We start from the raw sequence: 23,573 nt of genomic DNA on the forward strand, positions 1-23,573 counted from the left end.
CCGCCTGACGGCACAGACCGTCGCCCGGGACTCCGCGCGACGGTACGCCCGGGCGCCCGCAGCGCAAGCGGCGCCGTCGCGAATGTCGGAGGTCTCCGCCACACTGGGACGATCCCGAGGAGGCGCCCATGACCGACCCCGACGCCCACGACGTCATCCGCGTGCGCGGTGCCCGCGAGAACAACCTGCAGAACGTCGACCTCGACGTTCCCAAGCGCCGGCTCACGGTCTTCACCGGTGTCAGCGGCTCGGGCAAGTCGTCGCTCGTCTTCGGCACGATCGCCGCCGAGTCGCAGCGGCTCATCAACGAGACGTACCCCACCTTCGTTCAGCAGTTCATGGGGCAGCTCTCCCGCCCCGACGTCGACGCGCTCGAGAATCTCAGCGCCACGATCCGTGTCGACCAGGAGCGCATGGCCGCCAACGCCCGGTCGACGGTCGGTACGGCCACCGACGTGCACGCCATGTTGCGCGTGCTGTTCAGCCGGCTCGGTCAGCCTCACGTCGGGTCTTCTCAGGCGTTCTCCTTCAACGTCCCCTCGATCTCGGGGGCCGGTGCCGTCACGATCGCCACCGGGGCGCGAAAGGGGCAAAAGGAGCGGCGCTCGTTCGAGATCACGGGCGGGATGTGCCCCGACTGCGAGGGTCTCGGTCACGTCAGCGACATCGACATCTCGCAGCTCCTCGACGAAACGAAGTCGCTGAACGGCGGAGCGATCACCGTGCCCGGTTACACGGCCGACGGTTGGATGGTCCGGGTCTTCAGCGAGTCGGGCTTCTTCGACGGCGACAAACCCGTCTCAGAGTTCACCGCCGAAGAACGCCACGACCTGCTCTACAAAGAGCAGACGAAGGTGCGCATCGCGAACACCAACATGACCTACGAGGGGCTCGTTCCCAAGGTCACCAAGAGCATGCTGCAGAAAGACCGTGACGCCCTTCAGCCTCACATCCGTGCGTTCGTCGATCGCGCCGTCACCTTCATCGCCTGTCCGGCGTGCGGGGGAACCCGTCTCAATGAGGGCGCACGGTCGTCGCGCATCGGCGGGGTGAACATCGCGGATGCCGCCGCCATGCAGATCACCGACCTCGCCGCCTGGGTGCGCACGGTCGACGATCCCTCGGTGGCTCCGCTCGTGCAGGGACTCCGCGACACGCTCGACGCGTTCGTCCATATCGGGCTCGGATACCTCTCGCTCGACCGTGCCAGCGGCACCCTGTCAGGCGGTGAGGCGCAGCGCACCAAGATGATCCGCCACCTCGGCTCGAGCCTCACCGACATCACCTACGTCTTCGACGAGCCCACGGCGGGTCTTCACCCGCACGACATCCAGCGGATGAACGAAACCCTCCTGCAGCTGCGTGACAAAGGCAACACGGTGCTCGTCGTGGAGCACAAGCCCGAGGTGATCGACATCGCCGATCACGTCGTCGACCTCGGCCCTCGCGCGGGACGCGACGGCGGAACCGTGCAGTACGAGGGTGATGTCGCCGGCCTCCGCGCTTCTCGCACCCTCACGGGTCGCTTCCTCGACCACCGGGCCGAGCTCAAGAGCGCGGTGCGTTCCGCCACCGGCGCACTCCCGATCCGCGGGGCGACCCGGCACAACCTCCGCGACATCGACGTCGACGTCCCCCTGGGGGTGCTCACCGTCGTCACGGGGGTCGCCGGATCCGGCAAGTCGTCCCTCATCCACGGCGCACTCCCCGCCTTCGACGACGTGGTGGTCGTCGACCAGACGCCCATCAAGGGCTCGCGCCGCAGCAGCCCCGCCACCTACACGGGCATCCTCGACGCGGTCCGCGCCGCCTTCGCGAAGGCGAACGGCGTGAAGCCCGCCCTGTTCAGCGCGAACTCCGAAGGGGCCTGCGCCGCCTGCAAGGGTCTCGGCGTGATCGTCACGCAGCTCGGCTTCCAATCGACCGTCGAAACGGACTGCGAGCTGTGCGGCGGGAGCGGCTTCTCCGACGAGGTGCTCGAGTACACACTCCACGGCAAGAACATCGCCGAGGTCCTGGCGATGTCGGTGTCCGAGGCATCCGCGTTCCTCACCACCGGGCCTGCGGTCGCGGTCCTCGGCCGACTCGTCGATGTCGGGCTCGGGTATCTCACGCTCGGCCAGGCGCTGAACACCCTCTCGGGCGGCGAGCGGCAGCGACTCAAGCTCGCCATCTCGATGGCGAAGTCCGGGGCGGTGTACGTCCTCGATGAGCCGACGACGGGCCTGCACCTCGCCGACGTCGACAATCTGCTGGGTCTGCTCGACCGACTCGTGGATGCCGGAAACACGGTCGTCGTGATCGAGCACCACCAAGCGGTCATGGCGCACGCCGACTGGATCATCGATCTCGGACCCGGGGCCGGCCATGACGGCGGACGGGTAGTCTTCGAGGGCACCCCCGCCGATCTCGTCGCCGCCCGCTCCACCCTCACGGGCGAACATCTCGCCCGCTACGTGGGGGCCTGAACCGCCGTCAGAAACCCGGAACGGACGTCAGAGGGGTGCGACCGCATCGTGCAGGTGACGCTCCCCGTGCGAGAGGACCTTCACCATCACGCCCCGTTGGCGGAGCTCGGCGACCGCCCGCGTCTCGTCGTCGCGCGTCACCCCGAGAGAGCGAGCGCTCGTCACGACGAGCACGTCACCGCGCGTCAGCGTGCTGAAGAACCGGTCCAGGCGCGCTGCCCACCCCTCGAGCGTTTCGGGGGCCGGGTGCCGGAAGCCCTCGATCGGCACGCCGAAACGGGTGAGGTCATCGCGCTGCTGGACGACACTGGGCATCCCGGGTCGCGAGACCACCAAACCCACGAGGCGCGACCCGGCCGGGCGGGCGCGCCACCAGTCGCGGTCGCTCTGCAGCTCGGTGAAGCACTTCGGACACTCAGCCGCGGCGTGCGCGATGGGCACGGCGCCGGTCCCGGCGGCATCCGCGGGTGACGTCGTCGTCGGGATCGGATCGCTCATGGAAACCTCCGCTTCCATTGTGCCGCACGCGGCGTCCGGCGCGGAGCGCACACCGCCTCCCGTGCCCACCGCATTCCGGGGACACCGCGCTGTGCGTCCCGCGCAAAGTCCCGGGCGTCGCCCAGGACCACGCGGGGCGCCGCGCTCAGCCCGCGCCGCGCTCAGCCCTCGCCGCGCCGCGCTCAGCCCGCGCCGCGGCGCGCCCGACCGCCTCGAGCGCCCACCAGCCACCCGTCAGTCGTCGTCCTCGTCGTCGATGCGCAACTCGAGGCTGATCTGGTCGGCGTCGAGCTCGGCGAGGGCGTGGCGCAGGGCGGCCGTGCTGTAGCGGCCGTCGTTCGCGAGATCGTTCAGGCGGTCGCGCATCACCTCGATCGACGCGAGGCGCAACTGCAGCAGGTCCCGCACGCGCGCTGTCGCTTCCTCGTCGGGCGGCTCGGTCAGTCGCGATCCCGCTCGGTCGATGATCGCGGCGGGGAAGCTCTCACCGTCCCGTCGGGTGAGCGAACCCGAGCGCAGCGCCGAGACCGCGGCATCCCGAAGCTCCGCGTCGAGCGCTCGTTGCTCCTCGCGCGACGGCCCTTCGCCGCCCTCGCCTCCCAGGCCTACTGCCCGCACGACCGCGGGGAGTGTGACGCCTTGCAGGACGAGGCTCAGCAGCGCGACGAGGAACGCCACGAAGATGAGCAGCGGTCGGTCGGTCACCCCGTCGCGCGGGAGAGTCTGCGCGGCGGCGAGCGTGACGACGCCGCGCATCCCGGCCCACACGATCACGACGCCGTGTCGCCAGCCCAGGGGCGTGTCGCGGTAGTAGTCGAGGTCGGCGACCGTGCGGGCGATGCGCGAGCGCATCCAGCCGATTCGCCGGGCCGCGCGGGCGGGGTCGTCGGCCCGGCCCGAGAGGCTCGCGGGGTCGTTGCGATACGCGTCTTCGAAGCGGTCGAGTCGTTGCTGGGCGGCATCCACGCGCCATCGATGGCGTGCCAGGTCGCGGCTGCGTCGACCCTGCACCCAGATCAGACCCGTGACGTACACGGCGCGGACCGCCAGGGCGATCCCGAGGGCCGACAGCGCCAGCCACGCGCCGTGCCACAGACCCTCGTTCTCGCGCAGGTTGCTGATGACGATGTCTTTCAGCTCGAGGCCGAAGACGAGGAACACTCCGCCCTCGAGGAGCAGCTCGATCGTGCGCCAGTTGACGCGGTCGCTCAGTCGTTGTTCCGGCGTGAACCGTCGCGCGGCGCCCTGGCCGGTCACGATCCCCGCGACGACCGCCGCGACCAGTCCCGATCCGCCGAAGTGCTCCGTCGGCAGATAGGCGATGAACGGCACGGTGAAGCTGAGCGCGGTGTTGGCCGCCGAGTTCGTCACCCGCTCTCGCAGGCGCAGGTTGCCCCACCCGACGACCGCGCCGAATAGCAGGGCGAGGAAGACACCCCATGCGAAGTTGCCGACGGCGTCGCCGAAGGCGAATCCGGATGCCAGAGCCGCCACCGCGGTGCGCAGCAGCACCAGCGCGGTGGCGTCGTTGAGGAGGCTCTCGCCCTCGAGGGTGGTGACGACGCGTGGCGCGATCCCGAGTCGTTTCGCGATCGAGGTGGCGACGGCATCCGTGGGGCTGAGGATCGCGCCGAGGGCGATGCCGAGGGCGAGACCGACGCCGGGGATGACCGCCCAGAAGAAGAGTCCGAGCACCACCGAGCTCAGCACGACGAGGAGGACCGAGAGCCCCGCGATCGGGACAAAATCGCGGCGGAACTCGATGGCCGGCAACTGCACCGCCGCCGAGTACAGCAGCGGCGGGAGGACCCCGACCAGGATGACCTCGGGGTCGAGGACGAACGGCGGGAAGAACGGCAGCAGGCTCACCCCGAGCCCGATCGCCATGAGCACCAGCGGCCCGGCGACGTTGAAGCGCGGCGCGATCACCGTCACCAGCGCCACCACGACGACACCGGCCACCACGATCAAGAGGGGTTCGGTCACTGTTCGAGGCTAGTCCTCGGTTCTTCTGGCATCGCCTCTCGCTCTCTGTCCTGGCGTATGCCCCCGATGTCCTGGCGTATGCCCGCGACGACGGGGTCTGCCCCGGGGTTCACGGACTGATCCCACGACAAGGGGTGTCCGGTCAGCGCGCCCGAGCCGTCGAGTCGCGCACGATCAGTTCCGGTGACGGAGCGGTCATCACCGGCTGGGCGTCGTGCCCGAGCGCCTGCAGGATCGCCGTCCCCGCGCGCTCTCCCAAGAGAGCGATGTCGCGGGCCATCGCGCTGAGCGACGGCACCGTCGAGCGGCACAGCACCGAATCGTCCCAGGCGAGCAGCGACAGCTCACCCGGCACGTCGACCCCGCGCGAGGTGAGAGCGGATGCCGCGGCCGCGGCCATCACGTCGTTGTCGAAGACGATCGCGGTCGGGGCGTTCGCGCCCGCCACCAGGCGATCGACGGCGGCGACGCCCCCGGCAGCGGTGAAGTCGCCGACCTCGATGCGGGCGTCGAGGCCCAGACGCGCCGCCACCGCCTCGAAGGCGTGCGTGCGGCGGATCGTGTGGGCGAGGTTGTCCGGGCCCGAGACCCGTCCGATGCGCGTGTGGCCGAGCTCGCGCAGGTACTCCACGGCGGTCTGCATGGGCCCTTCGTCGTCGACCCACACGACCGCGTGGTCGGGAGCGTCGTTGGGGTGGGCGAGGGCGACGCTCGCGAATCCGAGACGGTCGGCCAGCTCGAGCCGGGGGTCGTGCTGCTCGAGGATGTCGACCAGCACAACCCCCGCGACCCGACCCGACTGCGCCCAGCGTTGATACGCGTCGAGCTCTTCGTCGAGGTCGGGCACGACCTGCAGCACGAAGGGGCGACGGTGCTCGGTGAGCACCTCCTCGAGCCCGCTCATGAAGTCGCTGTAGAAGGCTTCGACGCCGAGCTGACGCACGGGGCGCCGGAGCACCAGGCCGACGGAGCGCCGCAGAGCGGAGGGGGGTGCGGGCTCGACCATCATCGTCGCCAGTATCGCCTATCTCGCGAGCGCGCGGGCGACCAGGTCGTTCGCGGAGCGCAGGACACCGGCTCGCGTGAAGGCCGCGGGGTCGATCCCCGCGGGGCCGCTCACCCGGAAGACGTGTCGTTCTCCGGCGGTCAGGGTCACCATGCCCGAATCCACTCGAGCGGCGGGGTCCACGAGGTCCACGAGGAGCGTGGCATCCTTCACCAGAGTCTCCGCGGTCAGCGTGACCTCGTAGCCGTCCGCGACGGCGCGCGCGTCCACCGCCGTCGCGTCGACGAGGGCGAGGGCGGTGTCCTCCACGAAGTAGTGCAGACCGCGCTCCCCCGAGGACGACTCGGCGACGAGCACTTCGCGCGACGGGTCGCCGGCTGCGGCCAGCGACGCGTCGATCGGTGCTGTCCAGGCCGAGCGCGCCGCCACCTCGAGATCGAGAGTGAGGGATGCCAGGACGGTGCCGTCGAGGCCCTCGCGGCGCAGTTCGACGCGGCCGGCGATCGCCTGGTCGCTGTCGTTGTGAAGGCTCACGCGCAGGCCGTCGCCGTCGAGTGCGGGCTGGATCGTCAGCAGTCGCGGCGCGGAGACGCGTCGCAGCTCGTACCAGAGGGGCTTGCGGTGACGGTGGCTGTCGACCGCGGCCCACGACACGACCGGCCAGCAGTCGTTGAGCTGCCACACGATCCACCCGCGGTTCAGGGGGAACAGCGAGCGGAACCACTCGATGCCGAACGAGACCGCCCGCGCCTGGTTCAACTGCATCGTCCAGTGCCAGTCGGCGTAGTCGCCGGGCGCCGGCAGGTGCGCACCCAGGCCCCGCTCGAGCTTGTCGTTGCCCTCGTTCGCCTTCTGGTGCGCGAGCATCTCGCGTCCGAAGGGGCTGCGGGGCTCGTCGCGCACGACGCTCTCGAGCGTCGAGAACGCGGGTGGGCCCTGGAATCCGAACTCCGAGACGAACCGGGGGTGGTAGGCGCGGTAGCCGTCGTAGTCGCGCGTGTTCCAGACGTCCCAGATGTGCATCGTTCCGTGGGCGTCGTCGTTGGGGTGGACGTACGAGCTGAACGAGAAGGGGCTCCCGTCCGAGTAGAAGGTCGTCGGTGCGAGCTCGGCGACGATGCGGGGGAAGAGGTCGCGATAGTAGCCCTCGCCCCACGTGCGCCCGTTCAAACGAGTGCGCCATTTCCAGTCGACGTAGCCCCAGATGTTCTCGTTGCCGCCGTTCCAGATCACGAGGCTCGGGTGGCTCGTCAGACGCGTGACGGCCTCCCGTGCCTCCGCCTCGAACTCGTCCCACAGCTCGGCATCCTCGGAGTACGCGGCGCACGCGAGCAGGAAGTCCTGCCAGACGAGGACGCCCTCGCGGTCGCAGATGTCGTAGAAATCGTCGCTCTCGTAGAGGCCGCCGCCCCACACGCGCAGCAGGTTCAGGCCCGCGTCCGTGGCATCCGCGATCGAGGCCGCGAGGCTCTCGGGCGTGATGCGGGTGACGAAGACGTCGTCGGGAATCCAGTTGGCCCCGTGCACGTACACGTCCCGGCCGTTGATGCGCACCGAGAACGGGCTGCCCTGGTCGTCGGGCGCGATGTCGACCTCGACGTGGCGGAATCCGATCGCTCGAGACCACCGGGTCGCTTCGTCGGCACCGTCGTCCACGCGCACGGTGAGGTCGTAGAGCCGTGCTTCGCCGTAGCCGCGCGGCCACCAAGGCTCGGCATCCGGGACATCGAGGTCGATCACGACGGGCTGACCCGGCCGTGCCTCGACTCGTGCGGAGGCTCCCGCGACCTCGATCTCGACCGAGACCGGCTCCTCGTCGTCGCCCTGCCACTCGAGGTCGACATTCGCGGTGAGGTGCGGGATGCCGTCGACGACATCGACCACCGGGCGCACCGCCGCGATGCGCACGTGCGCCCATTCCTGCAGGCCCAGGGGTCGCCAGATGCCGGCGGTGGCGAAGTCGGGACCCCAGTCCCAGCCGAAGTTGCAGGCGCTCTTGCGGATGGTGTTGAACGGGTGCGCGTACGAGTGGGGGCGTTCCCCGAGCACCTCCTCGCGCTCACGGGCGTACCGGACGGGGGAGCGGAAGTCGATCTCGACGCTGTTCTCCCCCTCGCGCAGCACCGCGGCCAGGTCGGCGCGGTAGCTGCGGTGCTGATTCACCGTCTCGAGCACGACCACGTCGTTGATGCGGACGGTCGCGACGGTGTCGAGTCCCTCCGCGACGAGGTCGACGCGCGCGTCATCGAGGGTGGGGTGCCACGAGAACGTCGATCGGTAACGCCAGTCCGATTCTCCGATCCACGCGAGCTCGGCTTCCTGCGCACCCGGGAAGGGATCAGCCATCAGACCGGCGGCGAGGAGGTCGGTGTGCACGACCCCGGGGGCGGTCGCCGGGATGCCGTCGTCGAGGGCCGCGTAGGCGTCCGGACGGTCTCCGCGCAGGAGGGTCAGGGTCCAGCCTTCGTCGAAGGGGTGGTACATCAGCGTCGGTGTTCCTTCCGGGAGAGGCCCGCCGTCACGCCCACGCGGATCCGGGTGGACGGTAGTATCAGAACGGTCACGGGTGTTATTCAACCTACTAAATTAAGCGGGTGAGAGAAAGTATGCCGGGAGAGACGACCGGCGTCTCCACGCCATCGCTGGTGCTCGACGTCATCCGCACGCGCGGTCCGATCAGCCGCATCGAGCTCGCCGCCGCGACGGGCCTCACCCCCGCGACGATGACGAACGCCGTGCGCCACCTGATCGACCAGAGGCTCGTCATGTCGGTGGGCCACAGCGAGTCCACCGGGGGGAAGCGCCGCGAGCTGCTCGACGTCAACCCGACGACGCGCTACGGCCTCGGGGTGCAGCTCGGCCCTGAATCGGTGCAGGTCGTCGTGGCCAACCTCTGGGGTGCCGTCGTCGGCCGCATCGGCGTGGCCGGCGCGGCGGACGCAGACCCGAACGACATCGTCGCCTCCGTGGCCGCAGCCGTCACCGAGCTGCTCGCGGCGACATCGCTGGGTGATGGACTCGTCGAGGGTCTGTGCGTCGCCGTGCCCGGGCCGCACGACGACGCGGGAGCGATCCTCGATACGCCCTCTCTCGCCGCGTTGGAGGGGTTCCCCCTCCGGTCCGCGCTGGAGGCGGCGACGGGCCTGGACGTCCGGCTCGAGAGCGCCGCACTCCTCGCCGCCGCCGGCGAAGTGTGGACGGGCGCGGCGGCCGACTCGCGCGCCCTGGCCGTCATCCATCTCGATGGGGAGCTCGGTGCGGGGATCGTCGTCGACGGGCGTCTCGTCCGCGGGTCGCGCGGACGCGCGGGCGACATCCGGCACCTTCCCATCGATCCGGCCGGCCCCCTGTGCCGCTGTGGTCAGCGGGGCTGCCTCGCCGTCGTGGGCACGCCCGACGCGATCGTGAAGAGCTACGTCGACGAAGCGGGAACCGCCCTGACCGCCGACCGCATCGCCGCGCGCGCGGGCACGGACCCCCTCGCCGCTCGGGCGATCGACGAGGCGGTGGCCGCTTTCAGCCGGGGAGTGGTCGCTTTCGCCGACGTGCTCGACCTCGAGCGGCTCGTGCTCTCGGGGAGCGGCTACGGCCGGCTTCTCGATCGCTACCTCGACGGCGTGCGTGACCACGCCCGCGCACTCGGCCGCACGAATCTTGTCGTCGCGGTCTCGGCGAACCAGCGAGACGCGGGCGCGGTCGCCGCCGCCGGTTCCGTTCTGCGCGACCACGTCGACGCGCGCTGACCCGAGCCGTGCCACCCGCGACCCTCGATCTCGTCGAGTGTCCAAGACACGCCGCAACCGCGCCCCCGGTTACGGCGTTTCGTGGACACTCGATGTCCAACCTCGCGGTGAGACCCGCCGCGCCGCGCCGGGAAGGGGCGGGCTCAGGCCTCGGCGCGTAACGCCTCGGCGACCGCCTCGAGGCCCGTGAGCACCTCGGCGAAGCTCGTCGACAGCGGTGACAGGCCGATGCGCAGTCCCCCCGGATCGCGGTAGTCGGGCAGGACGTCCTGCGTCCACAGGCGGGCGGTGACCGCGCGCATCGCCGGGTGCGAGAGCGTCACGTGCCCGCCCCGCTCCGCCGCGTCCCGCGGTGAGGCGACACGGACGTCGAGGGGAGCCAGGATGCCATCGCTCACGCGCAGAGCGAACTCGGTGAGCGCGACGGACTTCTCACGCACGGCGGCGATCCCCGCCGTTTCGAGGAGGTCGAGCGTGTCCTGCATCGCGATCATGCCGAGGATCGGCGGCGTCCCCGAGAGGAAGCGGCGCATCCCCGTCGCGGGCCGGTACTCGGGGCCCATCGAGAAGACGTCGGCCGCGCCCATCCACCCCTGCACGGGCTGGGTGAGGGTGTCGTGGTGACGTGCGGCGACATAGGCGAACGCGGGGGATCCGGGTCCGCCGTTGAGGTACTTGTACGTGCACCCGACCGCGAGATCGGCGCCCCACGTGTCGAGTTCGACCGGCACCGAACCCGCGGAGTGGCACAGGTCCCAGAGCACGAGGGCCCCGGCATCCTGGGCGATGCGCGTCAACCCGTCCCCGTCGGCGAGGAAGCCCGAGCGGTACGAGACGTGGCTGAGGAGCACCGCCGCCGTGCGAGGACCCACGACCTCGCGCAGGAGTGCCGGTTCGACGCCGCGCGTCGTGTCGACCTCGACCCACACCACGCGCGCTCCGCGCTCCGCGGCGATGCCCTCGACCAGGTACCGATCGGTTGGGAAGTCGTCGCGGCCGACGACGATCTCGACGCGGTCGGGGTCGGCGGCCATCTGCGCGTCCAGGGCGGCACGCAGGAGCTTGTAGAGGAGCACCGTCGTCGAATCGCCGATGACGGTCTGGCCTGCGGCAGCGCCCAGGGCTACGGCGCCGATGCGGTCACCGATCTCGAACGGCAGCTGCATCCAGGACTCGTCCCAGCCCCGGATGAGGCGACCGCCCCACTCGTCTTCGACGAAGCGCGCGAGACGCTCCGCGGTCGCCCGCGGAGGCCGCCCGAGGGAGTTGCCGTCGAAGTAGATCAGCGACGTCTCGGCGCCGACGAAGGCGTCGCGGTTCTGCGCGAGGGGGTCGGCGGCGTCGAGAGCTGCCGCCTCGGACGCGAAAGCGGCCGTCACATCCGTCGACAAGGGTCAGATCAGCGACAGTTCGCGCAGCTTCGCCTCGACGTCGGCGTTGCTCGGCTCGACGTGGTGGCTCGAGTCGGGGTACACCACGACCGGGATGCTCGTCCGGCCCGAGATCTCCTTCGCCACGTCGGCGGCGGCGGGGTCGGCCACGAGGTCGACGTACTCGTAGGCGATGCCGAGGTCGTCGAGCTGCTTCTTCGTGCGGATGCAATCGCGGCACCAGTCGGCGCCGAACATGCGGATGGGAGCGTCAGAGGACATGCCTCCAGGGTACGCCGGAGAGCGGGGCCGAAGGCGGCCGAGGAGTCAGGCCGCGAGTTCGTCCTCGAGGGGTTCGCGCACCGCGGCCACGGCGGGCGCGGCCTGAGCCTTCTTCGGCGCGTACACGACAAGGGCGTGGAACACGAAGCGGATGATGAACGCCGCGATGAGCGTGAGGGCCGCCGCGAGCACGCTCTGGATGTGCGCCTCGTTGACGAGCAGCCAGATGACCGGGATGCGCACGATCGCCTCGATGCCGTTGAACGTGAACGACTTGATGAAGCGGTGCCGCATGAGCCCCGACTCCTCGCGCATGTCGGCGAAGACGAGGTACTCGAGCGCGATGAAGTTGGCGATGATGGTCAGCACGCTCGCAATGACCGCGGCGACGAGGTACTGCACGCCGACGGTCTGCAGACCCCACATGATCGCGAGGTTTGCCACGGCTCCGAGGCCGCCGACGACGGCGAAGGCCGACATGCGGCCGAAGCGGAGCATGGTCAGTTGCGTGATGAAGCGCATGCCCTGGCTGAACGAGGCCTTGCTCTCGCCCGCGAAGCGGGGAGCGAAGTCGAACGGCACCTCGGCGACGCGCATCTGCTTGCGCGCGAGGATCTCGAGCAGGATCTTGAAGCCGCGCGGGCGCAGTTCCTCGATGTCGAGCGAGCGGCGGTCGATGAGGAAGAAGCCCGTCATCGGGTCGGAGCAGTTGTGCAGCTTCTTCGGGAACATCGCCTTGGTGAGCAGCGTCGAGGCGCGCGAGACCATCGTGCGCACGGCGTTCGCGAGGCCGTCGGAGGTGCCGCCGTCGACGTAGCGCGAGGCGACCACCACCTCTGCGTCGCCCACCTCGGCGCGCGCGAGCAGATCGGCGATGACCTCCGGCGGGTGCTGCAGGTCGCCGTCCATGACGACGCAGAAATCGGATGCCGCGGCCTTGATGCCCTCGACGACCGCGCCGCCGAGTCCGCCCTGGGGCGCATCGCGGTGGATCAGCCGCACCGGGACCGGCGCGTTCTGCGCGACACCGCGGATGATCTCGGGGGTGTCGTCGGTGGAGTCGTCGACGAAGATGATCTCGATGTCACGACCCGGGAGCGCGGCCGCCGTCCGTCGAACGAGTTCGGCGACGTTCGGACCTTCGTTGAAGGTCGGAACGATGACGGAAAGGATCATGGGCTCTCGCGTTTCAGAAGGGAAGCCAGGAAGACACAGCGTAGACCGGCCGACGCGTGCTCAACTTGGTATTGTGGATCAGTTACCTGGGAGGTAGCAGATGTTCACCCCCACTCCTCCCCGATAGGGTGCGCCCCGCCGATCAGCCGATGGCATCCTTCAGGTCGTCGACGGTCATCCCGTAGTTCATCCGGATGACCGGAAGAGCGAGCTTGTCGGTGCCGATGCGCACGTACCCGTTCTCGATGGTGCGCCCCAGTTCGAAGCCGGCTTTGCGCACCCCTTCCTTCGTCGTGTCGTTGTAGTGACCGAACGGGTACGCGACGACCTCTTTCGCCCCGAGGATCGTCGCGGACTGCTCGAGGTCGGCGGCGATCGTGTCGGCGTCGTCGTTCACCATCCGCCCCTTGCCGTTCTCGCCCGCGCGGTGCATGTCGTGCGTGTGGGAGCGCTGGAGCACGAAGCGGTTCGGGGTCGGCTCGGTGCGGGCCGAGGTGATGACGAACGATGTCGTGAGCAGGTGGCGCTTGTCGACGATGGGGGCGGCGAGTTCGAGCCACGTGCTGTCGGCGTCATCGTCGGTGATGATGACCGAGTGCTTGGGGAGGAACACCTTGCCGTCGATGAAGGCGCTGAGCTCATCCCAGGTGGGCAGGTAGAAGCCGCCCTCCTGGATGTAGGCCATTTGCGCGTCGAAGTCGCCGATGTAGGCGTAGTTGAGGCGCAGCCAGTTGTCTTCGCCCTCGGGCTTCGTCGTGAACTGGTGGTACATCAAGATCGGGATGCTGGCATCCTCGGCCGCGTTCGCGTCGGGCGTCGTCCAGCCGGCGTGCAACGTCTTCTCTTGCGCGGTGCATGTGACGAGGTCGGAACCGTTCACCCGGGCGGGAAGCGTCATGGCGGCGGCGTCCGCGGCGGTCTCGTACCAGCCGGCGAACACGCGACCGTCGGCCTGGGGGAGCGGCAGTGCCGCGTACAGCGTGTCCTGTGTCTGCAGCTGCGGAGCGAGAGCGATCCCGTCGCCCGCGAACGACACCGCGCACGCCTTTGGGTCGGTCGTCGTCGCCAGGAGCTGCTCCGATGCCGTCTTGGGCGTCGGCGTCGGGGTCGGGGTGTCTTCGACCGAGGGTGCGGTCGTGCCGTCGGCGGTGGGGGTCGATGCTCCACGGGTCAGGGCGAAGGCGGTCACTCCGCCCGCGATCAACACGATCGCCGTCGTGGCGGCGAGGGTTCGGCGGAGGCGCGTCCGACGCGTGGTGCGGCGGCGGTGCTGGGCGCGTGTCGTGGTCATGATCCCTCGGGTCTGGTGCGATCATCGCGATCCTAGCGGGACGTTTTGCGCACTCCCCGGACGGTCCTGCCGAATCGGTCGGGGTGAGCCGCGATGATGGAGGAATGATCCGCATCGGCATCGTCGGCACCAGCAGCATCTCCGAACGCTTCGCCGAGGCCGTCGACGTCGTCGACGGGGTCGAGGTGGGTCGCGTCGCCTCGCGCGATGAGGAGCGCGCACGCGCCTTCGCCGACAAGATCGGCGCCCCGGGCATCGCCCTCGGGCTCCGGGCTCTTCTCGATGCCGGTGACATCGACGCGGTGTACCTCGCGAGCCCGAACTCCGCGCACGTCGCGCAGGCGCAGACGGTTCTGGATGCCGGCATCCCGGCCCTCGTCGAGAAGCCGGCGACGCTGACCGCGCCGCAGTGGGAAGAGCTGGTCGGGCGCGCGGCCACGCGCGGCGTCGTGTTGCTGGAGGCGATGCGGACCGCGTACGACCCGGGCCTCGCGGCCGTTGCCGATGTGCTGCCGAAGCTCGGGACGGTGCGCCGGGTCTCGCTGCGCTACGAGAAGCGCTCGGCGCGCTACGACCACGTGCTCGCCGGCGAGCAGACGAACATCTTCGACCCGGCCCTCGGCGGCAGCGCGCTGCGCGACCTCGGTGTGTACCCCCTGCACGCGCTCGTCCAGCTCTTCGGCGTTCCGCGGGCGGTGCAGGGCGTCCGGATCGGCATCGCCTCGGGGACCGACGGGCTCGGGAGCGCCCTGGCTGCCTACGACGGATTCGTCGCCGACATCGCCTGGTCGAAGATCACCGACACCTCCCTGTCGAGCGAGATCCAGGGCGAGGACGCCTCGCTGCGGATCGACACGATCGACGCCCCACGCGTCCTCGAGTTCACGCCGCGCGGGGGAGACGCCGAGATCATCCGCGTCGAGGCGCACGAGAACGTCATGGTCGGCGAGGTCGAGCGCCTGCGCGACGCGATCGGCGGCGCCGACATCCGTGCGGACCAGGAGCGGACGACCGCCACGCTGCGTCTCGTCGATGCCTTGCTGGCCGAGCCGCTCCGCTGACGTTCACCTGCTGACGGTTCACCTGCTGTTCTCTCGGGGCCGATAGGACGGACCGATGCACAGAACCGGGAGCCCGTGGGAGGTGTTCCGGGCGTTCCTCCGCCTCGGTCTGACCTCGTTCGGTGGCCCCGTCGCGCACCTCGGGTACTTCCGCGACGATCTCGTCGTCCGCCGAAAGTGGATGGACGATCGCGCCTACGCGGATCTCGTCGCGCTGTGCCAGTTCCTCCCGGGGCCGGCATCGAGCCAGGTCGGCTTCGCGATGGGGCTGCAGCGCGCCGGGTTCCTCGGTGCGGTCGCGGCCTTCCTCGCGTTCACGCTCCCCTCGGCGGTGCTGCTCGTCGCCTTCGCCGGAGGGGCCGCGCTCTTCGGCGGACCGATCGGCGCCGGGGTGCTCGAGGGCCTCACGATCATCGCCGTCGCGATCGTCGCGCAGGCCGTGTGGGGGATGGCGCGAACTCTCACCCCCGACGCGACCCGCGCGGGCATCGCCGTCGTGGCGGCGGCTCTGGCCCTGCTCGCGCCGGGAGCCATCGGCCAGCTCGGGGCCCTCGGCGTCGGAGTCGTCGCCGGCCTGGTGCTCCTGCGCGGCGTGACCGAAGCAGCATCCGCACCGCTGCCCTCCTTCGGAGTCCCCCGGGCGGTGGCGATCGGATGCCTCGTGCTCGCGGGTGTGGGACTTCTCGGTCTCCCGGCGCTCGCCGCCGTCAGCGGTTCGGGCGCCCTCGCCCTCGCCGACGCCTTCTTCCGCTCGGGCGCCCTCGTCTTCGGTGGCGGTCACGTCGTGCTCCCGCTGCTGCAGGCGGAGGTCGTGCAGACGGGGTGGGTCTCGCCCGAGACATTCCTCGCCGGTTACGGGGCTGCGCAGGCCGTGCCCGGCCCGCTGTTCACGTTCGCCGCGTTCCTCGGCGCAGTGAGCACTGTCGGCCCCGGCGGGATCGCGGGTGCTGCGATCGCCCTGGCCGCGATCTTCCTCCCGGGCTTCCTCGTGCTGGTGGGCGTGCTGCCGTTCTGGGACGCCGTGCGCGAGAGGCCGCTCGTCCGCTCGGCGATGCGCGGGGCGAATGCCGCGGTCGTCGGCATTCTGGGCGCGGCTCTCTACACACCGGTGTTCACGACCGCGGTGACCGGACCCGCGCCGTTCCTGCTGGCACTGCTCGGATTCGTGCTGCTCACGCGATTCCGCGTGCCCGCGTGGGCGGTGGTGATCATCGGCGCCGTGGGCGGAGTGGCGATTCGACTGCTCACGTAGCAGATCGAGTCTCGGTGTCGGCATCCGTGACACCGCGTCTCGTCGGTGCCAGGATGGGCGCACGCCGCCCGGTTTCGAAGGAGAAGCCCGTGTTCCAGAGCCCGTACCCGCCCGTCGACATCCCCGACGACAGCATCTACGACGACCTGTTCGGCTCGCTCGTCGAGGCCGACCTGGACCGTGTCGCCCTGATCGACCCGGCGACCGGAGCCGAGACCACGTACCGATCGCTCCGCGCCCAGGTCGACGCCTTCGCGGGAGCGCTCGCCGCGCGCGGTGTCGACACCGAGACCGTCGTGGCTCTGCTCTGCCCGAACGTTCCCGCCTTCGCGACGGTGTTCCACGGCATCCTGCGCCTGGGCGCGATCGTCACGACGATCAACTCCCTCTACACGGCGCACGAGATCGAGAACCAGATCCAGGATGCCGCGGCCACCTGGCTCGTGACGGTGTCGCCGCTGCTCGGGCCGGCGGCCGAGGCGGCGCGGGCGGCGGGGATCCCCGACGAGCGTGTGATCGTCCTGGACGGAGCCGAGGGGCATCCCGACCTTCGGAGCCTGCTCGCGGAGGGGCGCACGCCGCCGGAGGTCCGCTTCGATCCGGCGACGCACGTGGCGGTGCTGCCGTACTCGTCGGGCACGACGGGGAACCCGAAGGGCGTCATGCTGACCCATCGCAATCTCGTCGCGAACGTCCACCAGTGTCGGGTCGTGATCGAGCTCCACCGCGATGACCGCGTGCTCGCGGTCCTGCCGTTCTTCCACATCTACGGCATGACGGTCCTGCTCGATCTGGCGTTGCGTCAGCGGGCGAGCCTCGTGACGATGCCGCGGTTCGATCTCGTCGAGTTCCTCCGGAACATCCAGGAGTACCGCTGCACGTTCCTCTTCATCGCCCCGCCGATCGCGGTCGCCCTCGCCAAGCACCCCGTGGTCGACGAGTTCGACACCTCGTCGGTCCGCACGGTCTTCTCGGGTGCCGCCCCTCTCGACGGCGAGACCGCCGAGGCCGCGGCCCGGCGGATGAGCGCCCGGATCCTGCAGGGATACGGCATGAGCGAGCTCAGCCCCGTTTCGCACGCCGTCCCCGAGGATCGTGTCGACATGCCGGCCAGCTCGGTCGGGGTGCTTCTGCCGAACACCGATGCCAAGCTCATCGACCCCGAGACGGGCGCCGAGATCGAGGTCCACGGCGACGACGGTCTCACCGCGCCGGGGGAGATCTGGGTGCGCGGCCCGAACGTCATGCTCGGTTACCTGAACCGCCCCGACGCGACGGCGGAGACCCTGGATGCCGACGGCTTCCTCCACACCGGCGACATCGGCGTGCACCACGTCAGCGGGTACTTCTCGATCGTCGACCGGCTCAAGGAGCTGATCAAATACAAGGGGTACCAGATCGCCCCGGCCGAGCTCGAGGCGCTGCTGCTGTCGCATCCGAGGATCATGGATGCCGCCGTCATCGGCGTGGACGACGACGACAAGCAGGAGATCCCCAAGGCTTTCGTCGTCGCCGCGCCGGACTCGGGGCTCACGGCCGACGAGGTGATGGCGTTCGTGGCCGCCGAGGTCGCGCCGCACAAGAAGGTGCGCCGCGTCGAGTTCATCGAGGCGATCCCGAAGTCGGCTTCGGGCAAGATCCTGCGGAAGGACCTTCGGGCGCGCGAGCGCGCGTAACCGCGCGAGAACACCGAAGGGCGAGGCATCTCAACGATGGCCTCGCCCTTCGGTGTGTGCGCTGCGCTTACGGCGCGATCAGGGCGCCGGTCTGCGCGGCCGATTCCTCGGCGCGCTTCTCTTCGTCGTCGCGACCGCGGCGTTCGTCCGCGGCCTCCTGCAGCGCCGACTTCGAGCGCAGCGGCGGCGTGCGGAAGAACAGCGACAGCACGAAGGCGAGCAGCACGACCGACATCGCCACCCAGTAGACCGTGACGGCCGAGGAGTTGAACCCGACGAGGATCGGCTTGGTCAGGCGCGGATCGGCGCCCACCAGGAACGACGTGTCGTCGAGGGTGGAGCTGCCGACCGCGGCGTTCTCGTTGCCGTCGGCGAACCGCTGCTCGAGCGTGGTGGCGGTGCTCTCGACGAAGGCCGCGCGTTGATCGGCGTTCGAGAAGTCGAGCGTCACGGTGCCGTCCGCCGCGATGCGGGCGAAGGGGGCCTGCTGGGTCACCGCCGCGAGCGCCTGCGCGACGGCGCTCTGCGTCGCGGTCGCTTGTGCCGCGGCGGGGATCTCTCCCGCGGCGACCTTCGCCGCCACAGCCTGGGTGGCGGCATCCGTCGCCTGCTGCACGGCCTGTTGCACCTGCGTCGTCGCGCCGTCGGTGATGCCCGAGATGATCGGCGCATAGACCGTCGACATGATCTTCTGGTTCGCTGGCGCCGAGGCCACGGTGGGGTCGAGCGCGGCATCCAATGCATCGGTCAGAGTGGCGCGGTCGGCGAACGAGCCCAGGATGTTCGTGGGCACGAGCGTGAACAGCAGCGACAGCAGCACGGCCGTGCCGAGCGTGCCGCCGATCTGGCGGAAGAACGTCGATCCGCTCGTCGCCACACCCATGTCGCGCAGTCCCACGGAGTTCTGGCTCGCGATCGTCAGCGTCTGCATGAGCTGGCCGAGGCCCAGGCCGATGACGAGCATCGACAGCGCGACCTGCCAGTACGGGGTGTCGTACTTCAGGAACGTCAGCAGGAAGAAGCCGACCGACATCAGCAGCGTGCCGAGGATCGGGAACATGCGGTAGCGGCCGGTGCGGGCGATGAGCTGGCCGCTCACGATCGACGCGATCATGAGGCCGAGGATCATCGGCAGCATCTCGAAACCGCTCTGGGTCGGCGTGGAGCCGAGCACGAGCTGCAGGTACAGCGGCAGCGTGAGCATCGCGCCGAACATGCCGAAGCCGACGAGCACACCGATGATCGTCGCCATCGAGAAGGTCGACGAGCGGAAGAGCTTCAGCGGGATGAGCGCGTCGTCCTTCATGTAGGTCTCGGCGATGACGAAGGCCAGGATGCCGAGAGCCCCGACGATGTAGCAGGCGAGGGCGATCGGCGAGCCCCAGCCCCACTCGCGACCCTGCTCGGCGACGAGGAGGAGGGGGACGAGTGCGACGATGACGGTCGTGGCGCCCCACCAGTCGATGCGCACCGAGTGGCGCGGCTGCTTCGGGATGTGGAGGAAGCGCCACACGATCGCGAGAGCGACGATGCCGATCGGGACGTTGATGAGGAACACCCAGCGCCAGCCGGTGATCCACAGGATCTGGCTCGCCCCGGCGAAGATGCCGCCGACGAGGGGGCCGATGACGCTGGAGATGCCGAAGACGGCGAGGAAGTAGCCCTGGTACTTCGCGCGCTCGCGCGGGGCGAGGATGTCGCCCATGATCGCGAGCGGCATCGACATGAGGCCACCGGCGCCGAGTCCCTGGATCGCGCGGAACGCGGCGAGCTCGATCATCGAGGTCGAGAAGCTCGCGAGGATCGATCCGATGATGAAGATGAGGATGGCGATGAGGAAGAGCGGACGGCGCCCGAAGATGTCGGAGAGCTTGCCGTAGATCGGCGTCGAGATGGTCGACACGATCAGGTAGGCGGTGGTGACCCAAGCTTGCAGGCTCAGCCCCTGCAGGTCGTCGCCGATCGTGCGGATCGAGGTGCCGACGACCGTCTGGTCGAGGGCGGACAGGAACATGCCGGCCATGAGGCCGAAGATCACGAACATGATCATGCGGTGGGTCATGACCGTGTCGGTCGACGCGGTATGCGCACGCCGGGTGCGAGTGATGTCTGACATCGGGGCCTCTTCGAGAGAAGGCCTGGCGGACGGCTCGGGGAGGCTCGGTCGGACGCCAGGTGTTTGCTAAAAGTCAACAAAGTGTAGCGCGTCTCGACGCGGCCGGTGGTCGCGCTGGGGAAACGCTTACGGCAGCGGGGAGGACAGGGCTTCTCGCCCGCTCGCGGGTGCTCGCCGCAGGGGCCGTGGTCGTTGTGTCAGGTGCGCGACTTGAACAAGGTGAACAACCGGCTTTCGCGTGCGAGCAGCGCGGGAATCGTCGCCCCACACATCGCGGCGCATACGGCCACGGCTTGAGTGACAGCGAGCGAGGGGAGAAGTCCCGGCACATCTTCGTAGAGGAAGACTCTCGTTGCCAGGCGCGCGACGACGAACGTGGCCGCGGCTGCCGCGCTCGCCCAGAGGAACGCTTCGATCGCCGCGATCCGTACGAGGTCACGATGCCGGGCACCCGCGTGGAGATTGCTCGCCAACTCGAGCCTCCGTCGGTAGCTGCCGCCGAACCCGACCAGGGCGAAGAGGATGATCACCGTAGGGGCTGCGAAGGCGGTAAGCCGATCGCGATAGTCCTGGGCAAAGGCGAACAGCTGTCCCACCGTCGGGTTGAGCGGAGCGACCTGAGGTGCGGCGTCGGTCTGTCCCACGGCAGCCACGGCGCCGTAGGCAAGAGGATCGACTGAGGATGTCGCGGGCCACACGCTGAACCAGCATTCGGACGATCTCGCGGAGTTGTCCCCGATGACGATCACGGCATTCGTGAAGCGGGGGTCCCGCCCGTCATCCGGAAAGCGGAATGTCCCCCTGACCATCACCGGGCCTGTCGTCGTGGCGAGGATGCTCTCCTCGCGGGCAGACCAACGGGCCGCAAGATCATCCGAGAGATAGACGCCCCCGGGCCTGCTCGACGGGAGGTGAAGCATCCGCGCCACTCCGGAACTGACCTCGAAAACGGGCACGTTGACCCGGGGCAGCGCGATGAGCTGGACGGAGCCCAAGGTCCAGATCGCGCCCGCGTCGGTGACGCCATCGAGACTCTCGAGCGCGGCGCAGGCGCGGGGGTCGACCGCATCCTTCGCGATGAGCACGCGAACATCGCCGGCATGGTTTCGGACGCTGAGGGCGCGCTCCTGCAGTGCGCCGATGGACGCGATGTCGGCCAGGAGGAGCATCGTTGACGCGACGACCAGGATGAGGGCCAGGATGCCGCCCCCCGCGGCGCCCGTGCGAAGGTTCCGCAGCGCTTCGCCTACGGCATCCGCGAGCCGCATCATGCCGCCGTGCGAAGGTCGACAGCCCGCTGACAGGCGCGGATGGTGTCGAAGTCGTGGGAGGCGACGAGGACGATCGCCCCGGCTGCGGCCAGTCCGGCCAAGACGGCGTTGACCGTTCGCGCCGATGCGCGGTCGAGCTGAGCGGTGGGCTCGTCGACGAGGAGCAGGTCCGGCGCAGTCGCAACTGCCCGAGCAAGCATCAGCCGTTGCGCTTCACCTCCGGAGAGGTCCGAGAAAGATTGTCCCGCTCGATCGGTGAGGCCGAAGCGCTCGAGGATGTGGTCTGCACGCCGGTCGGCGTCGTGGCGACGGACACCGCGTGCCAGGAGCGGGTATGACACGTGGTCGCGTGTCGAGCGGCGGGGTTGGCCGTGCGGATTCTGGAAGACCCAGTGCACGCGACGGATACCGCGCCGCTCGACCCGGCCCAGGGTCGGGGAGAGCCACCCCGCAACGATCGACAGGAGGGTGGACTTGCCAGATCCGGACGGGCCGGTCAATGCGACGACATCACCACGGTGCAGGTCGAGGCTCACGTCACGGAACAGAGCGGGGTTCGTGCCCCACTGATGACTGACGGCCGTCAACCTCAGGAGCGCGTCGTCAGTCGGCATCGCAGTGCTCTCGACGCGGCTGCAGCAGCACGTTCGACGGCGTGTCCGCGTGGAACGTGACGAGCGACATGCCGAGGCTCGCGCCGACGACGGTCACGGGGTACTCCGCGTGGTCGTCGGCGACGCAAGCGTGCGCGCTGGAGGCGCCGATGACACTCGACACCGGGACTGGCGCGACGCGAAGGGGCGTGGCCAAGGCGCTCGTTCCCGACACCATTGCTGCGTCACCGGTCTTAGTGCCTGTCAGCTGTTGCTGCCCCTCCGGCGAGGATGCGATACGACCGAGCGCGTCGCGGTCGGTGAGGACGCCGTTCTCGGGTATGACCGCATCTACGCCCAGCACCTGAACGGTCCGTTCGCCGGGGACGAGCGCGCCCGCAGCCTGTCCCGAGACGGTCAGAGCGGTGAGGCTGACAGCGGTGGTCGCCGCTGTACTCCCCGCCGTGATCGGCTGGCCCACCTGGACGTCGCAGGAGGCCACGGTGGGCGGCGGGCTCGGCATCCAGAGCACATCCTGGAGGACGAAGTCTCCTTCGGCATGAGCCATCGTCTCGCGGTGCTGAAGGGTGGAAAGCGCCCGGCTGACGTCCCGGCTGAACGCGCCGGTCGGCGCGACATCGAAGCCCAACCCGGCGAGCGACGCCCGGAGAGCGTCGACGTCGCGGCCGGTGTCACCCCACGTGAGGTCCCGGAAAAACGGCGTGTCGGAGGCCAGGGCGATGATGGGGTGGTCGTCGACCGCGAATGCTGCTTTCCCGGGGGTCAGTGATTGCCCCGGGGTGCAGGCGGTCGCTGTTACCGTCCCGCTCGCGGTGGTACGCAGAGGAGTCCCCGCCGTGAAGGTCGGCGCGAGGGTGAGCGCGCGCTGGTCGCGGAAGTCGGTCATCGTCACGGGGTAGGTCGTCTCGCTGGGGGCTTCGGCGAGGAGGCCGGAGGGCCCGGGCAGCAGGCTGTAGGCCACTGCGGCGCCGAGGACTGCTCCGCTGCCGAGGGTGAAGGAGATGACGGTGGCGAGGGCGCGTTTCATGGGGATGTTCTCCGCTCTCGCTGGAACGGGCGTTGGTGGGGGACTGGCCGCTTGTCCGCGAAGAGGAGCACGAGGGGGCGGAAGCTGGGTCCAGGAGCGCTACTTGGCATCGGTCACGACGGCATAACCCAGGGAGTAGAGGCAGGTCTGAGCCCGAGGGTCGGCCACGTCGAACGGCCAGTCGGTGATCGGCGAGTCGTGCGCCCCGATGACTTTGCCGAAGTCGTCCGTCGTGAAGTCGTCATCGACCACTCCGGCCTTCTTCAGGCAGTTGACCGCCGCGAGGGAGAAGTCGGCGAGCAACTCGGGGTTGGCTTGCTGGAGCCCGAAGAAGTCCTGTGTGTACGCGTACGTGGACTGGTAGCACTGCGCCTGGATCATGGCGGCGTTGTCGTCGGAGCCGGTCGCCGCCGAGCCCGGCGGCGGCTGGAACTCGACGACTCCATTGAGGAGTCGTGTGCGCGTCCAGTGCAGACCTGCGGCGTTCAAGCAGGCTTCGAAGTTGTCTGTGCCCTCGTCATAGTCCGCCTGCGAAACGGTCCCCGTCTGGCTGGCCTTCTCGATCACGGCACGATCCCAGTCCGACAGGTCGTCATGAGCGAGCTGCTGCTGGGCATATGCCTTCAGGGACGGCGCGAGGCGCTGATCCTCGGGTGCGGTTGATGGGACGGCACAGCCCGACGTGATGAGCGCGAACAGCGTGAGTACCGAGAAAGCCTGCAGATTCGTCCAAGCC

18 protein-coding genes are annotated in these 23,573 nt (G+C 69.5%); 5 read left to right on the forward strand and 13 right to left on the reverse strand.

Annotation, left to right across the window (positions count from 1 at the left end; translation table 11 throughout):
* Nucleotides 1–128 precede the first annotated feature (128 nt).
* Nucleotides 129–2,468 (forward strand): excinuclease ABC subunit UvrA, encoded by a 2,340-nt coding sequence (locus P2P98_RS04700; protein WP_275797668.1) that lies wholly within the window; start codon nt 129–131, stop codon nt 2,466–2,468.
* 27 nt (nt 2,469–2,495) lie between these two features.
* Here P2P98_RS04700 and P2P98_RS04705 read toward each other — a convergent pair whose 3' ends face one another.
* The 4 genes from P2P98_RS04705 to P2P98_RS04720 form a co-directional block, all read right to left on the reverse strand.
* Nucleotides 2,496–2,966: a dehydrogenase gene (locus P2P98_RS04705; protein WP_275797670.1), complete on the reverse strand. Its 471-nt coding sequence runs from the start codon at nt 2,964–2,966 to the stop codon at nt 2,496–2,498.
* Between the two features lie 234 nt (nt 2,967–3,200).
* Complete coding sequence (locus P2P98_RS04710; RefSeq protein ID WP_275797672.1) at nt 3,201–4,952, reverse strand: sodium:proton antiporter; 1,752 nt, start codon at nt 4,950–4,952, stop codon at nt 3,201–3,203.
* A gap of 142 nt (nt 4,953–5,094) precedes the next feature.
* Nucleotides 5,095–5,961, reverse strand: a complete 867-nt coding sequence (locus P2P98_RS04715) for a substrate-binding domain-containing protein (protein ID WP_275797673.1) — start codon at nt 5,959–5,961, stop codon at nt 5,095–5,097.
* A gap of 15 nt (nt 5,962–5,976) precedes the next feature.
* A complete protein-coding gene (locus P2P98_RS04720) occupies nt 5,977–8,442 on the reverse strand; it encodes a glycoside hydrolase family 2 protein (RefSeq protein WP_275797674.1) in 2,466 nt (821 codons plus the stop codon).
* A gap of 110 nt (nt 8,443–8,552) precedes the next feature.
* On the opposite strand from P2P98_RS04720, the gene P2P98_RS04725 reads away from it, so the two are divergent.
* The gene (locus P2P98_RS04725) at nt 8,553–9,701 is read left to right on the forward strand and encodes an ROK family transcriptional regulator (protein ID WP_275797676.1); all 1,149 of its coding nucleotides are present in this window, start codon (nt 8,553–8,555) and stop codon (nt 9,699–9,701) included.
* 143 nt (nt 9,702–9,844) lie between these two features.
* Here the strand turns inward: P2P98_RS04725 and P2P98_RS04730 are convergent, their stop codons facing one another.
* The 4 genes from P2P98_RS04730 to P2P98_RS04745 all read right to left on the reverse strand — a co-directional run bounded on the left by P2P98_RS04730 (nt 9,845) and on the right by P2P98_RS04745 (nt 13,820).
* Nucleotides 9,845–11,092 carry an aminotransferase class V-fold PLP-dependent enzyme gene (locus P2P98_RS04730; RefSeq protein ID WP_275797678.1) on the reverse strand — a complete coding sequence of 416 codons (1,248 nt, stop codon included), beginning with the start codon at nt 11,090–11,092 and terminating at the stop codon, nt 9,845–9,847.
* A gap of 3 nt (nt 11,093–11,095) precedes the next feature.
* On the reverse strand, nt 11,096–11,353 hold the full coding sequence (locus P2P98_RS04735) for a glutaredoxin domain-containing protein (protein ID WP_058595771.1): 258 nt from the start codon (nt 11,351–11,353) through the stop codon (nt 11,096–11,098).
* A gap of 45 nt (nt 11,354–11,398) precedes the next feature.
* Nucleotides 11,399–12,529 (reverse strand): glycosyltransferase family 2 protein, encoded by a 1,131-nt coding sequence (locus tag P2P98_RS04740; RefSeq protein ID WP_275797681.1) that lies wholly within the window; start codon nt 12,527–12,529, stop codon nt 11,399–11,401.
* Between the two features lie 142 nt (nt 12,530–12,671).
* The gene (locus P2P98_RS04745) at nt 12,672–13,820 is read right to left on the reverse strand and encodes a polysaccharide deacetylase family protein (RefSeq protein WP_275797683.1); all 1,149 of its coding nucleotides are present in this window, start codon (nt 13,818–13,820) and stop codon (nt 12,672–12,674) included.
* A 104-nt stretch (nt 13,821–13,924) separates the two neighbouring features.
* On the opposite strand from P2P98_RS04745, the gene P2P98_RS04750 reads away from it, so the two are divergent.
* From P2P98_RS04750 to P2P98_RS04760, 3 genes are all read left to right on the forward strand, one after another.
* Complete coding sequence (locus P2P98_RS04750) at nt 13,925–14,881, forward strand: Gfo/Idh/MocA family oxidoreductase (protein ID WP_275797685.1); 957 nt, start codon at nt 13,925–13,927, stop codon at nt 14,879–14,881.
* Nucleotides 14,882–14,936: 55 nt separating this feature from the next.
* Nucleotides 14,937–16,133 carry a chromate efflux transporter gene (gene chrA / locus P2P98_RS04755; RefSeq protein WP_275797687.1) on the forward strand — a complete coding sequence of 399 codons (1,197 nt, stop codon included), beginning with the start codon at nt 14,937–14,939 and terminating at the stop codon, nt 16,131–16,133.
* A gap of 89 nt (nt 16,134–16,222) precedes the next feature.
* Complete coding sequence (locus tag P2P98_RS04760; protein ID WP_275797689.1) at nt 16,223–17,809, forward strand: AMP-binding protein; 1,587 nt, start codon at nt 16,223–16,225, stop codon at nt 17,807–17,809.
* Between the two features lie 67 nt (nt 17,810–17,876).
* Here the strand turns inward: P2P98_RS04760 and P2P98_RS04765 are convergent, their stop codons facing one another.
* From P2P98_RS04765 to P2P98_RS04785, 5 genes are all read right to left on the reverse strand, one after another.
* The gene (locus tag P2P98_RS04765; RefSeq protein ID WP_275797691.1) at nt 17,877–19,925 is read right to left on the reverse strand and encodes an MDR family MFS transporter; all 2,049 of its coding nucleotides are present in this window, start codon (nt 19,923–19,925) and stop codon (nt 17,877–17,879) included.
* A 197-nt stretch (nt 19,926–20,122) separates the two neighbouring features.
* Nucleotides 20,123–21,196 carry a hypothetical protein gene (locus P2P98_RS04770; RefSeq protein WP_275797693.1) on the reverse strand — a complete coding sequence of 358 codons (1,074 nt, stop codon included), beginning with the start codon at nt 21,194–21,196 and terminating at the stop codon, nt 20,123–20,125.
* Nucleotides 21,193–21,810, reverse strand: a complete 618-nt coding sequence (locus tag P2P98_RS04775) for an ATP-binding cassette domain-containing protein (RefSeq protein ID WP_275797695.1) — start codon at nt 21,808–21,810, stop codon at nt 21,193–21,195. The genes P2P98_RS04770 and P2P98_RS04775 overlap by 4 nt, the downstream gene beginning before the upstream one ends.
* The gene (locus P2P98_RS04780) at nt 21,800–22,837 is read right to left on the reverse strand and encodes a hypothetical protein (protein ID WP_275797697.1); all 1,038 of its coding nucleotides are present in this window, start codon (nt 22,835–22,837) and stop codon (nt 21,800–21,802) included. Before P2P98_RS04780 ends, P2P98_RS04775 begins: the two co-directional genes overlap by 11 nt.
* A gap of 99 nt (nt 22,838–22,936) precedes the next feature.
* A partial coding sequence (locus P2P98_RS04785; RefSeq protein WP_275797699.1) for a hypothetical protein occupies nt 22,937–23,573 on the reverse strand: 637 nt, incomplete at its 5' end.

This window comes from Microbacterium sp. Kw_RZR3 (assembly GCF_029222405.1).
Taxonomy (GTDB): Bacteria; Actinomycetota; Actinomycetes; order Actinomycetales; family Microbacteriaceae; genus Microbacterium.